The following is a 13,073-nucleotide window of genomic DNA, read 5'->3' as shown; positions in this document are numbered from 1 at the left end:
AGGTTTCACCATGGCCAAAGCCTGGGTTTTAGTCGCCAATCACACCGATGCGCGCATGTTCGAGGCTGAACACCGCGCCAGCGCGCTCAAGGAACTGGAAGTACTGCACTATCCGGAAGGGCGCATGAAAGGACGGGATCTGCTCGCCGACGCCCCGGGGCGCGTTTTCGACCGTTACGGCCACGCCTCCCGCTCCATGGGCAACATGAGTGACCTGAGACGCGACGGCGGGGAAAAATTTGCGCGGGAAATCGCCCACGCGCTGGAACGTGCCCACGAAGAGGGTAAGTACGAGAATTTGTACATCGTCGCCGAACCGCAAATGGTAGGGCCCTTGCGCCATGCCCTTTCGCCGACCACCCGTGCCGCGATCGTGGGGGAAACCGGCAAGAACATGATCCACAACAACCCCGATGAGATCCGCAAGCAATTACCGGATTTCCTCTGAGTTTCGATCTCGAGTCCATTCAGCTCCTCCGATACCGGCCGCATTGCGGCCGGTTTCCGTTTCCCACCGACAACGACAAATTCCCCACACCACTCAGCTCTTGGGCACATCGGGCTTATCCGATACCATTGGGTCACATTCAGGCTAGGGAACAGGCAATGCTGCGACTCTTCGAAATCAACCGGGGGACACTCCGCGAGCAGACCATCGAAGAGACCATGAGCAGGCAACAGCTGTCCGAGGCGGTGTGGATCGACCTCCAGGAGCCCGAGGAGGATGAGCGGGATCTGTTGGAGCAGTTGCTGCGCACGGAGCTGCCAGAGTCCGAGGATGTGGATGAGATCGAGGCCTCGGCCCGCTACTTCATCGATTCTGCCGGCGTGCACATTCACTCGCTGTTTCTGTCCCAGAGTGAGGGCCGCCATGACACCACTACGGTGGCGTTCATTCTCCAGCCCCAGCGCCTGATCACGGTTCGCGACACCGAGCTGGCCGATTTCCGCCTGTTGCGCATGCGCGCCCGCCGCCAGCAAGTGGATGCCCATAGCGCGCAGGAGCTGACTGTACTGGTGTTTGAGCAGAAGGTGGAGAACCTGGCCGACGCCCTGGAAGACATTCACGTGAAGCTGAGCGAGGTGAGCTACCTGGTGCTGGAAGATGAATCCGCCGAACTGGAGGACGCCATCGACTATCTGGCCAAGCTCGAGGACAGCACCGGTAAAGTACAGCTCTGTCTGATGGACACCCGGCGTTCGATCACCTTCCTGCAACGCCATATCCATATCGATGGGGAACTGCAGGAGAGTTTCCGCGACATTACCCGCGATATCGACACCCTGATGGCCCACACCGGGTTCGTGTTCAACAAGATCAACTTCCTGATGGACTCCACCCAGGGCTTTATCAACATCGAGCAGAACCAGATCATCAAGATTTTCTCCATCGCCGCGGTAGTCTTCCTGCCACCGACCATGGTGGCCAGCATCTATGGCATGAATTTCGACTTCATGCCGGAGCTGAAATGGATCGGCGGCTACCCCTTCGCCCTGTTCCTGATGCTACTGTCAGGTATCGCACCCTACGCCTACTTCAAGAAGAAAGGCTGGCTCTGAGTCCACCCCGCCACGCGGCAGCCTTCCGCGAACTGCTAATATGGAGAGACGCAGACAGATAAATTCTCGCCGCCGGTTTCGCCGCAGTGGAGCGCTTGCATGGGCACTGCCGTCAACAAACCCTTTCATCTCAGACAATGGCTCAGTGTGCAGCAGGCCGTGAATCACCTGAGTGCCGTGGCGGAAGAGCCATTCACCAGCGCGGATCTGGCGGACCTCGCCGAGGAACATCAGCTCAACCTCTACTGGTACCGGCCCGGCCAGCAGGTGGCCTACCTGGATCGGCCGGCGGTGCTGGAACTGAGCACGCCATTGCGCCTGTGCGCAGAGAACCCCAGTGACTGGAAAGCGATCAGCGGTATCCTGCGTCAGCGCCCGGCCCTGCCCGCCTATGAGCAGGACACACCGCTGCTGGAGGATGAAGACGGCAATCGCCTGCGCATCACATTCGACCACCGCCGGCGCCCTGAGCCGTTCAGCGGCCGCTGGTACCCGAGCCTGGCCGAGCTGGTGGTCAGGCGCAGCGAAATCGAGCAACTGGAACCGAGCCTGTTCTCGTCATCCAGCGGTGAAGAACACGCCCTGGAGCGGCAGCAACTCCTCAATGTTATCTGGGAGCTGGAAAAGCTGGCCCTGGATGGCGAGCACCACTCCACCGACTGGCTGGCGGAACAGATCGCCCGGCGTTCCGGTAACCTGGACCGACAGGCCCTCGAACGAATCCTGATCGCCGCCGAGCGCGAGGGTACCCGCGGCACTCCCCACTGACGTTCACCAATCGCCCCCTGGCAAGGCCGCACGTTAAACGGACCTGCAGCCTGGCAAGCTGCGAAATTATCGACAGGTTCATTCGGCTTTTTTCGCTGTTACCGGATCGAAGAATTTTTATAATCAACGCCTCTCCGGCAACCCTGCCGGGTCCAGAACGCATAAGTTTTAAACGGAATTGAACCGTGGCAGCAAAGAACAGCGAATCCGCTTACGGCTGGGTGGCCATTGTGTTCCACTGGTTGATGGCGCCAGTGGTGATCGGCCTGTTTGCCCTCGGCTGGTGGATGCGACAGCTCTCCTATTACGACCCCTGGTACCGGCAGGGCCCCGAGATCCACAAGGCCATCGGCATACTGCTGTTGATCGCCCTGCTGGTGCGACTGGCCTGGAAATTCTTGAATGTCTCCCCCGCAGCCGTCCCCGGCACTCCGCGCTGGCAAACAGTGGCGGCCCGGTTCGCCCACGGCGGCATCTACCTGCTGCTGCTCGCCATCATGACCTCCGGCTATCTGATCTCCACTGCCGACGGCCGCGCCATCTCTGTGTTCGACCTGTTCAGCGTGCCGGCCACCCTGCAGGGGCTGCCCAACCAGGAAGATATCGCCGGCGAGATTCATGAAATCCTTGCCTGGACACTGATGGGCCTGGTCGCCCTGCATGCCCTGGCGGCGATGAAACACCACTTTATCGATCGCGACGCCACCTTGCTGCGCATGCTGGGCAAGCCTGGTAATCCAGACGGGTCACGCGATAGTAAACACCAACCGACCGAAAATCTGAGCACCTCAAAATAAAGGAGCACTGTCCATGAAGAAACTGGCTATTTTCCTCTTTGCCTCACTGCTGGGCGCCACCGCCCAGGCAGCCGAGTACGTGATTGACACCGAAGGCGCCCACGCCTTCATCCAGTTCCGCATCAAGCACCTGGGCTACAGCTGGCTGTATGGCCGTTTCGATGATTTCAACGGCACTTTCCAGTACGACGAGAGCAAGCCGGAGGCTTCGTCCATCAATGTAAACATCGATGTAAACAGCCTCGACAGTAACCACGCCGAGCGCGACAAGCACCTGCGGGGAGAGGACTTCCTGTTCGTCGAAAAATACCCCACCGCCACTTTCAAGAGCACCAGCTACAAGCCTCTGGGCAACGGCAAGGGCAAACTGACCGGTGACCTGACCCTGCGCGGCGTGACCAAGCCGATTACCATCGACGTCAGCCACGTCGGCGGCGGCAAGGATCCCTGGGGCGGCTACCGTCAGGGCTTCACCGGTTCCACCGAGTTCAAGCTGAAGGACTTCGGCATCGACTACGACCTAGGCCCGGCTTCACAGAGCGTGGAGATGATCCTGGACGTGGAAGGTATTCGTAAGTAATACCTTTCTCACATCCCCTACAGGATGGAAAAGCCCGGCAATTGCCGGGCTTTTTTGTTTTCGCATGTCTCGTAAAAAGGTAGTGCAAACGCAGGATATGGTATGTGCAGTAATGGACAGGGAGTTTTGTTGTATACCCGAATTCCGGCAGCCAATGCCAGTTTTGGTAAGGGCTCCGATCTTACTGAGAGGCGGAAAAGCACCGGGCGCGAGCATCTCGAAACGCTGTAAATACATCCCTGTACGCTCCGTCGGCGACGTCCCTGTCGCCGACGGTTCGAGATGCTCGCGCCCGGCACTTTCCCTTAAGATCTGGCCTGGTCCCCTTGCAGAGCAAACTAGATGGATATGGTCTGCGGAGGAATGAAGCCAGGGGTTAAGGTGGAGTGTCAGGGCGGTCTTTCAGAAACTGTCGGCGCCAGGGAGGGCGCCGACAGAGCTACAGGGACGTACTCGTGCGGTTTCGGAAAGACCGCCCTGATACTCCGCCGCCACAGGTCCAGCCCGGCCCCGAACGCAGTCTGGCACTGAACCATCTTTAGAGGATGTGTCGGAAACCAGCTTACGCGCTCGCGCGACTCGGCTCCGGTACGCCCACCGCAAAGCGCGCCACCCCATACACGGCCAGCCCCGCCAGAATGCCCGGCATCCCCTCGTAGATATGACTGTGCCAGCCCAGCCAGCGCCAGGTCAGCGCAGTGGCGAGGCCGACCAGGCTCATGGTGATGTAAACCGCCTGCGATGGACGCGCACCCAGTGCCAGTACGATCAGGACCGGCGCGAAAGCGGAGGCCAGCGACGACCACGACATCACCACCAGGCTGAATACACTCTGCTGGTTCAGCAATGCCCAACCCACAGCACCGACGGTGATGGCCACCGTTGTCAGTTTCAGCACCCAGGTCTTTTCCGTGCGCTGGGGATGGATATCGTGAGTGATAGCCGCGGAACAGCTCAGCACCAGGGAATCCGCCGTGGACATGGTGGCCGCAAACACACCGGCCAGGATCAGCCCCACCATCACCGGCGGCAACAGGTCCATTGCCATCATTGGCAGCGCCAGCTCCGCGTCGAAGCTGCCCGCATCGCTGAGCAGGATGCGCGCCAGCATCCCCACGCCGGTGGCCATGGCATAGAAGGCCGTGAACCAGAGGTAATACCACAAACGTGCATGGATCATGCGGTGCTCGGACTCCAGCGCCATAAACCGCACCATGACATGGGGCTGGCCAATCACAGACAGACCGGCAAACAGCCAGCCCACAGCAAACAGCACACCACCGGCGAGACCCGGCAGCAGCATATTGTCCGGGTACCAGTTGAGGAAGCCATCCACCTCACCCATCGACTGGATGGCAGCACCCACGCCACCGACGGACTGGGTGGCAACATACAGCAGCGTGCCCATGGCCACGATCATTACGATGGACTGGGCCGCATCGGTCCAGATTGATGCGCGGATGCCCCCCGCCAGGCAGTAGGCTGCCACGATCACGCCGCCGATGACCGCGCCGCTCCAGATGGGCAGATCCAGCAGCACATACAGCGCCTTACTGCCCGCCACCAGCTGGGCACTGGCGTAGGCCAGCAGGAACATCAGCGAGAGGAGGCCGGCCAGGCGCTGCCAATAGACAAACCGTGATCCGGTCCAACAGCTGATCACGCCCGCATAACTGGATTCGCCGGTCTTGTGGGTGGCGCGGCACAGTGACTTGTGCACCCACAGCGAGCCCAGGAAGTCACCGAGAATCCAGCCCACCATCAGCCACACCGAAGCCAGTCCGGTGGCGTAGGTGTAACCGATCACGCCGATAAACATATAGCCGCTGTTGTTGGTAGCAACGGCAGAGAGTCCGACCAGGAACGGCGAGACATCCCGGCTGGCCAGGTAGTAATCCTGTTTGGTGCCGCGACTTTTCAGATAGGAACTGACACCGATGGCGGCGAACATGGCGAGGAAAAACAGAAAACTGGCGAGCACGGGTCTCTCCTATTTGTCGTTATTGTGTATTGGCCGGGCTCCCACTTCAGGAAGCCTGAGGCTGTTCAGCATTTTCACTGGAACTCTCTTCCATCCCGGTCGGCCCGATGCCCATCAGGCGCGCAAAGGGCGGATACTCATGCAAAGCATCGAGGGCCTCGTCCTCCATCGCCTCGTCCCGGTAGGCCGCTGAAATATCCAGCGCCTTGGACAGATACTCCACGGCCTCTTCCCAGTGCTCCTGGCTCGCATGGGCGCAGGCCAACTGGTAATAGGCGTTGCCGTTTTCGGGGTCGACTTCCAGCGCCCGCTGACACAGGTGGATGGCCCACTGGGGCTCGCCCAGTTCCAGTACGGCGTCGGCTTTGTAGGTCAGTGCCTCGCCGTCGTGGGCGCGCAGGGTCAGGATCTGGTCGTAGATCGCAATCTTGCCCGCTGCCGTGTGTTCACGACCGGCGCGCAGCCACAGTGACTGGATCTCCTTGGTCAGCTCGATCTCATCGCGGTTGTGCTCGATGTGACGCGTCTTCTCGCTCAGCTGCTCCTCGATGCCGCGCAGGCGCTCCTCGTACTGGCTCACCAGCTTGGTGATTTCCTCATTGGCGAGGCCATGTACTTTCTCCTTGATGTCCCGGATCGAAGTCCAGCCCACCAGCACCAGCAGGGAGCTGACGCCAGCGATCAGGTAGAAAAAGTAGGTGACGGTATCGGTGGCATAACTGATGGCCTTGTCGGCCACGTTGATCTGGCGATCCACGAACTGTTCGGTGAGATTCACCCGCTGCGCGGCCATGTCCGAGCGCAGCTGTTTAAGCTCGTCCAGCACATAGCGTTCGACGAACGGGTTATAGAGCGGCTCGTTCAGGCTCTCGACGCGCTCCTCTGCTGCCTGCTGTTGCGCGTTCGCCTTTGCTTCCTGCTGCTCCGTCTGTGGCTGGGCAGAAACGGACAGTGGCAGCCAGGAGGCTGCCACTGCGAACATCATAACTGCAATCAGGCTGCGCATATCGCTTCGCCATGATCGTAGACTTCCACCAGTGCGTGGTGAAGGCTCTTCACAGCCTCTTCGTAGTCGTTTTCGTTCACTACGAATTGCATATCCACCTGGCGCATCGACTGGTGCACCGCCAGTACACTGATACCGGAACGGGCCAGTGCGGCCACTGCACGGGACAGCATACCCGGCACCTTCATGTCACTGCCAATGGCGGAGACGACGGCAACCTTGCGCACCTGGATATCACAATCCGGGTACTCCTCGCAGATGGCAGCGCGGATGCGCTTTACCGTCTTCAGGTTGCAGGCCAGGAAGTGGGTAATGGTATTGGCATTGATGTCCTTGGTGACGACGCTGCCCTTGAAACGACGGATGATGTCGTTGATGGTGCGGTCGTAAGTGGTCATCAGGCCCATCATGTCCTGGTCGAAACACTCCACCGCATAGATGTTCTTGCGGCCGGCGATGATCTCGACACAGGGGGTTTCACTGACATAGTCGCCAGTCACCAGGGTACCGGCGTGCTCCGGCTCGAAGGTGTTCATCACTCGCAGCGGGATTTCCTGCTGGCGCAGGCCCTTGGCTGCACGGGGGTGGATCGCCTCCATACCCAGGTTGGCCAGCTGATCGGCAACGTCGTAGTTGGTACGACCGATGGGCACGGCTTCCGCTTCGCCCACCAGGCGCGGGTCGGCGCTGCTCAGGTGGTATTCCTTGTGAATGATCGCTTCGCGGGCACCGGTGACCACCGCAATACGGCTGAAGGTCATCTCGCTGTAACCGCGTGCGAAGGTGCCCATCAGGCCCTCGCGGGTGTGGGCGTAGCCGGTAGCAATCGGCAGCTCTTTGGCCAGGTCGATATCCTTGAAGGCGCGCTCGATGCGCTCGTCCAGGGTCAGGTGCTCACCGTCGCGCCATCCGGTCAGGTCGACGAAACGGGCATTGATGCCTTCCTGCTGGCGCAGCAGCTCGGCAGTGTTCCAGGCACTGTGGGCCTCACCGATACTCGCCAGCATTTCACAGACGACGTTGAGGTGCCCCTCGAGGGCAAAGTGGCCGTGCTGGCAGACACGCTCCAGGTCCGCGAGGCAGCGCTCGGCGTCTTCGAGGCGCTCACCGATGAAATCGTTGGCGCGGGCCAGCTGCTCGGCATCGGTGAACAGCTCGGCATTGATCTCGTGCACGCGGTTACGCACAGCTTCGATCGCATCGTTCCAGCTGCGATCTTCGTTCGCATCGGCAAACAGGGCAAAAATCCCCGGGCGGCCGGATTTCTTATGCTCCAGCAGCATGTCGGTGATGCCGCCGTAGGCGGAAACCACAAATACGCGCTGGTACAGCCCATCGTTGCCGGCCTTGCCGTTCTTGTAAATGATGTTGTCGCGAACTGCGGCATAGTCACTCATTGACGTGCCGCCGATTTTTTCTACCGTATGGAGGTTCATGGTCTTCCTGTAAGGTTTGTCGTGAGCTCGGGTGAAAAAGCGGCGCCCGCAGGCGCCGCTTCAGGACACAACACCTTTATTTCTTGTCGGAAACCTCTTCAGCTTCCAGTTCGTAGGCGCCTTCCGCGTTATGGACTTCCTTGCCATGCAGCGGCGGGTTGAACACACACGCCATCTTCATTTCTTTCTTCGCACGCAGGATATGCTTGTCGTGCTTGTCGAGGATGTAGATGGTGCCCGGCTGGATCGGGTACACCTTGCCGTCCTCGATGGTTTCCACTTCACCCTCACCGGAGATGCAGTACACAGACTCCAGGTGGTTCTGGTAGTGCAGGTGCAGGTTTGCGCCCTCGTAAATGGTGGTGATGTGGAATGAGAAGCCCATGTTGTCGTTTTTCAGCAGCAGGCGGGTGCTTTCCCAGCCTTCGGAAACAATGCGACGGTCACTTTTTTCGGCTTCTTGAAGGTTTCTAACAATCATCTCTGTTCTCTCATCCAATCCTGTTAATTCGGCAAGCTCGTTCAAAGGGGCCGCGGATCAGGCGGCACCCGCGAGTGCTTCTTTGCTGGTCTCGCTACCGCTGTCATCGGCGAAGAAATCGTGCTCTTCCGGCACGTCGTTGCTCTTCAGCACTTTCTGTACCGCCGCCTCGACGATATCCAGGCCGCGCTTCAGGTTCTCATCGCTGATGGTCAGCGGGCACAGGGTCTTCACTACCTGGTCGTCGGCACCACTGGTCTCAATCACCAGGCCGTGCTTGAACGCTTCTTTGGTGATCTGACCGGCCAGATCACCGCTGATGCAGTTCAGGCCGCGCATCATGCCGCGTCCGCGGGTGGTCATGTTGCCCTCACCGTACTTCTCGACGATGGCGCTCATGCGCTGTTCGATGTACTCGCCCTTGCGCTGTACTTCCTTGGCAAACTTGTCATCGCTCCAGTAGTGGTCGATAGCAGCCTTGGCAGTGACAAATGCCAGGTTGTTCCCGCGGAAAGTGCCGTTGTGCTCACCCGGCTTCCACTGGTCCAGTTCCGGGCTCATCAGTACCACCGCGAACGGCAGGCCGTAGCCACTCAGGGACTTGGACAGGGTGACGATATCCGGCTTGATGCCCGCTTCCTCGAAGCTGAAGAAAGAACCGGTACGGCCACAACCCGCCTGGATGTCATCGACGATCAGCAGTACGTCATGCTTGCGGCACACCGCTTCCAGGTTGCGCAGCCACTCGATGCTGCACGCGTTGATACCACCTTCACCCTGTACGGTTTCCACCATCACAGCTGCCGGATGGTCGACACCGGAAGAGGAGTCGGACAGGACCTTGTCCAGGTAGGCAGTGGTGTCGATGTCGTCACCCAGGTAACCCTCGTAAGGCATACGGGTGATGCCGCTCATGCTCACGCCGGCCGCACCGCGGTGGTGGGAGTTACCGGTGGCAGCCAGGGCGCCCATGCTGCAGCCGTGGAAACCGTTGGTGAAGGAGATGATGTTCTCGCGACCCTTGTACTTGCGCGCGATCTTCAGCGCCGCTTCCACCGCATTGGTGCCGGTGGGGCCGGTGAACTGCATCACGTATTCCATGTTGCGCGGCTTGAGGATCTTCTCGGAGAAGGCCTCCAGGAACTCACCCTTGGCCTTGGTGTGCAGGTCCAGACCGTGGGTGATGCCGTCCGCCTGGATGTACTCCAGCAGGGCTTCCTTGAAGACCGGGTTGTTGTGACCGTAGTTCAGGGTGCCGGCGCCACCGAGGAAGTCCAGGTACTGGTTGCCTTCCTCGTCGTACAGGTATTCAGCCTGGGCCTTGTTGAAAATGCGGGGGAAAGCGCGGGCGTAGCTTTGTACTTCTGATTCGATCTCGTCAAAAACTTTCATGTTGGCAACCTTTGGTTGGTTAATTGTCAGTTCGCAAAAAGTTAAGAAATGGGGAGTGCGTCAATCGCCTCAGCACTGGGCCTCTACATCGAAGGGGCCGATACGCAGCAGCATCTCGCTGTCGTGGGCACCCTTGAAGTGACGCTCGCGGTCGAACATCACCGATTCCTTGCATTCGGTGCCCAGCTTGCGGGCGAGACCGCGGAACAGGGCCCAGGAGGCTTCGTTGTCGGGCGTGATCGTCGTCTCCAGGTAGCGCACCTGCGCACAGCCCGGGCGGGAGAGGATGTCGCGGATCATGCGACCGGCGAGGCCCATGCCGCGGCCTTCCTCTGCCACCGCCACCTGCCATACGAACAGGGTGTCAGGGCGCTGTGGGACCAGGTAACCGGAGACGAAACCGCCGAGCTTGCCGTCCACTTCAGCGGCGACGCTGGTATCGGCGAAATGGCTGGCCTGCAACAGGTTGCAGTAGATGGAGTTCTCATCCAGGGGCGGGCAACGGTTGATCAGGCGATGCACGTCGGCACCGTCCTCACTGACCGGTTGGCGCAGCAGGGCTTCCTTCTTGCCGGCGGAACCCTGCCGCGCGGTGACCTTTTCTTCGGGAGACTCGTCAGTCTTGCTGTCCGAGCTTCCGCTCTGCGGATTGGCAACGCTTGTGGCGCTCAAATCAATACCTTTAGTCGTCAAATGGTTAGAGTGCGTTTAAACGAGGGCTTTCGCACCTCACCTTAAACAAAAAAGGTCAAATTTGACCTTTAATGAAGATAATTGTTTACTGCTCTAAACAATTTTTTGCATAGTACTCTAAACAAACGCCACGACGCAAGGCCAAACCCCATGCAAGTTGATCAAAAAGCACGCAAACCCCGCACTGAGACGGACGCCCCGGGCGCCGCCAGCGGTGTTGCGCGCCGAAGGGAATCAGCCGCGCAAACAACATTTGACAATCACCGGGCAGGACATAAAGTCGCGCACAGGCACCTCTCCCGCCGCGAACTGCAGAGCCTGCTACTGATGGACAAGATTGAAGAAGTACTGATCACCCTCCGGCGCCTGATCCGGGCCACCGACCTGCACTCCAAGCAGCTGGTCAAGACAGCCGGCCTCACCGCGCCACAGCTGTTGCTGCTGCAGGCGATCCGTGAAAAGGGCCAGGTCACCATCGGTGCCCTGGCGAAAGAGATCAGTCTCAGCCAGGCGACAGTCACCACCATCCTCGACCGCCTGGAGAAACGCGGCCTCGTCTATCGGGAGCGCTCCTCCGAGGACAAGCGCAAGGTGCACGCCTATCTCACTGAAAAAGGCATGGACTTTATCCGGGACGCCCCGACCCCCCTGCAGGAGCACTTCGTGCGTCAATTCCGCGACCTGCGCGACTGGGAGCAGTCCATGATCATTTCCTCCCTGCAGCGTGTGGCACTGATGATGGATGCCGAGCACATCGATGCCTCGCCGGTGCTCGACGTGGGAGACCTGACCAGGAAGGTGAGCCGGCAACATCCGGAAGCACATGAGGGCCATGAAGACCGCGGGGATCATGACGACCACGAAGAGGGCGGGCGCTGAGCGGCGCAGATTCCCTTGCCCTCTCGCGACACAGCCGAATAATTCCCGGGATAATTTGCCACTTGGTGCAAGCTTCCGGCGATCTGGCCGAATAATTTATGCAATCGTTGCATTCCCCTTAGAGTCCGGTATAAAAGGGCCAACAACACTGGGCGGTTTCCGGTCGTAAACCGCGACCGCCAATCAGGGCAACAGACGCGCACCACACACAACAAGAAAAAAATTAAAAACACAATAAGTGGAAGAGTTCCCGGCATCAGCCAGTAAGGGAACCGAGCGCGCAGACAAACAGGCCGGCCAGCGCCCTGGCGCTTCCGACGCACTCCGGCTATTAGGGTTCCCGCCGTTTCATGGCCCGGAACCGGCACCCCTGCGCTGCCCAGTGAGCATGGAATTCGCCAACAACAAGAACCTGCCGCATGGCTGGCAAGGTTTAAGAAGAAGGCAGGGCGAGGGGATCACCACATGGCCTGTTTACAGCATCCGGACACGGAGCAGTCCGTCTACCTGCTGGCACATCACACCATCGGCCGCCGTCAGGGCGCTGCCGACACCCGCATTGCCAGCGCGGAGATTTCCGGTATTCACGCCGCCATCCAATGGACCGGCACCCACTGGAATGTCCGCGACCTGAGCCGCAACGGCACCTGGCTGAATGGCCAGCCCCTCATCCCCGCACGCAACTACCAATTGCAGCTCGGCGACAAACTGGCTTTTGGCCGCGCCACCAACCCGGCCTGGGTGGTGGAAAACCTCGATGCACCGACCAACCTGCTGATCGACCTCAATACCGGCGACGCCCAGGAACTGGAGCAATACCACCTGCTGCCGGATGAGGAGGACCCCGTCGCCAGCCTGCACTTCAACCCGGTCTCAGGCCAGTGGTTGTTCGAGCTTACCGGCCACGACGGCACCGGGGAGCACGCCCGCCCCGTCAAGCATGGCCAGCGGCTCGACTGCGGCCCCCACAGCTGGCAGCTGTTCCTGGCCGACAACGAGGGGGCCACCAGTGAAGTGGCCCTGCAGCAGCTCACCATCGCTGCGTTCAACCTGCGCTTCGCCGTCAGCCACCACGAGGAACACGTACAGCTGAGGGTCGCCCGCGAAGACATTGATGTCGACCTGCCGGCACGCAGCCATAACTACCTGCTGCTGTACCTCGCACGGGCGCGCATCCGCGACATGGAAAGCGGCGCAGATCCGGATGCCCAGGGCTGGGTGCCCATCCAGGTCGCCACCCGCGAGCTGGGGATCACCGTCAATCACCTGAACACACAGCTGTTCCGGGCACGCAAGCAGATCGGTGAGGCACTGCCGGATTCCATCGACACCTCCAATCTGGTGGAGCGGCGCACCTGGGAAATGCGTCTCGGCTGCAGACAGCTGGAAATCTACAAAGGGTCCAACCTCGAGGCGAGTACAGCAGAGATCAACGAGCCCGCCATATAAAACGCGGAAGCATCCGGCAGCGGGGATCCGGAAAAAGAACAACATCATGGC

Annotated in this window: 13 protein-coding genes; 7 read left to right on the top strand and 6 right to left on the bottom strand. The window is 59.9% G+C overall.

Annotation, left to right across the window (positions count from 1 at the left end):
- Positions 1-10 precede the first annotated feature (10 nt).
- The 5 genes from LVD12_RS07525 (at position 11) to LVD12_RS07505 (ending at position 3,705) form a co-directional block, all read left to right on the top strand.
- A complete protein-coding gene (locus LVD12_RS07525) occupies positions 11-448 on the top strand; it encodes a host attachment protein (protein ID WP_237067072.1) in 438 nt (145 codons plus the stop codon).
- Positions 449-606: 158 nt separating this feature from the next.
- The gene (gene corA / locus LVD12_RS07520; protein WP_237067070.1) at positions 607-1,560 is read left to right on the top strand and encodes a magnesium/cobalt transporter CorA; all 954 of its coding nucleotides are present in this window, start codon (positions 607-609) and stop codon (positions 1,558-1,560) included.
- Between the two features lie 99 nt (positions 1,561-1,659).
- Positions 1,660-2,328, top strand: a complete 669-nt coding sequence (locus LVD12_RS07515) for a hypothetical protein (protein WP_237067069.1) — start codon at positions 1,660-1,662, stop codon at positions 2,326-2,328.
- Positions 2,329-2,513: 185 nt separating this feature from the next.
- Positions 2,514-3,125: a cytochrome b gene (locus tag LVD12_RS07510; RefSeq protein ID WP_237067067.1), complete on the top strand. Its 612-nt coding sequence runs from the start codon at positions 2,514-2,516 to the stop codon at positions 3,123-3,125.
- Positions 3,126-3,138: 13 nt separating this feature from the next.
- Positions 3,139-3,705 (top strand): YceI family protein, encoded by a 567-nt coding sequence (locus tag LVD12_RS07505; RefSeq protein WP_237067065.1) that lies wholly within the window; start codon positions 3,139-3,141, stop codon positions 3,703-3,705.
- 562 nt (positions 3,706-4,267) lie between these two features.
- Here LVD12_RS07505 and LVD12_RS07500 read toward each other — a convergent pair.
- The 6 genes from LVD12_RS07500 to ectA all read right to left on the bottom strand — a co-directional run bounded on the left by LVD12_RS07500 (position 4,268) and on the right by ectA (position 10,673).
- A complete protein-coding gene (locus LVD12_RS07500) occupies positions 4,268-5,686 on the bottom strand; it encodes a sodium/proline symporter (protein ID WP_237067063.1) in 1,419 nt (472 codons plus the stop codon).
- 46 nt (positions 5,687-5,732) lie between these two features.
- Positions 5,733-6,692, bottom strand: a complete 960-nt coding sequence (locus LVD12_RS07495) for a tetratricopeptide repeat protein (RefSeq protein WP_237067061.1) — start codon at positions 6,690-6,692, stop codon at positions 5,733-5,735.
- On the bottom strand, positions 6,680-8,128 hold the full coding sequence (locus LVD12_RS07490) for an aspartate kinase (RefSeq protein ID WP_237067060.1): 1,449 nt from the start codon (positions 8,126-8,128) through the stop codon (positions 6,680-6,682). Before LVD12_RS07490 ends, LVD12_RS07495 begins: the two co-directional genes overlap by 13 nt.
- 76 nt (positions 8,129-8,204) lie before the next feature.
- Entirely contained in the window at positions 8,205-8,609 is a 405-nt protein-coding gene (locus tag LVD12_RS07485) for an ectoine synthase (protein WP_237067058.1), read from the bottom strand.
- Between the two features lie 57 nt (positions 8,610-8,666).
- Positions 8,667-10,001: a diaminobutyrate--2-oxoglutarate transaminase gene (gene ectB, locus LVD12_RS07480; protein ID WP_237067056.1), complete on the bottom strand. Its 1,335-nt coding sequence runs from the start codon at positions 9,999-10,001 to the stop codon at positions 8,667-8,669.
- A 69-nt stretch (positions 10,002-10,070) separates the two neighbouring features.
- Complete coding sequence (gene ectA, locus LVD12_RS07475; protein WP_237067054.1) at positions 10,071-10,673, bottom strand: diaminobutyrate acetyltransferase; 603 nt, start codon at positions 10,671-10,673, stop codon at positions 10,071-10,073.
- Positions 10,674-11,021: 348 nt separating this feature from the next.
- On the opposite strand from ectA, the gene LVD12_RS07470 reads away from it, so the two are divergent.
- Both LVD12_RS07470 and LVD12_RS07465 read left to right on the top strand, forming a co-directional pair.
- Complete coding sequence (locus LVD12_RS07470; RefSeq protein ID WP_237067052.1) at positions 11,022-11,573, top strand: MarR family winged helix-turn-helix transcriptional regulator; 552 nt, start codon at positions 11,022-11,024, stop codon at positions 11,571-11,573.
- A gap of 465 nt (positions 11,574-12,038) precedes the next feature.
- Complete coding sequence (locus tag LVD12_RS07465; RefSeq protein ID WP_237067050.1) at positions 12,039-13,022, top strand: FHA domain-containing protein; 984 nt, start codon at positions 12,039-12,041, stop codon at positions 13,020-13,022.
- Positions 13,023-13,073: the final 51 nt, after the last annotated feature.

It is taken from the genome of Microbulbifer guangxiensis (assembly GCF_021729075.1).
Classification (GTDB): Bacteria; Pseudomonadota; Gammaproteobacteria; order Pseudomonadales; family Cellvibrionaceae; genus Microbulbifer; species Microbulbifer guangxiensis.
The sequence above is the reverse complement of the archived record's forward strand: the minus strand, read 5'-3'. Positions and strand labels throughout refer to the sequence as shown.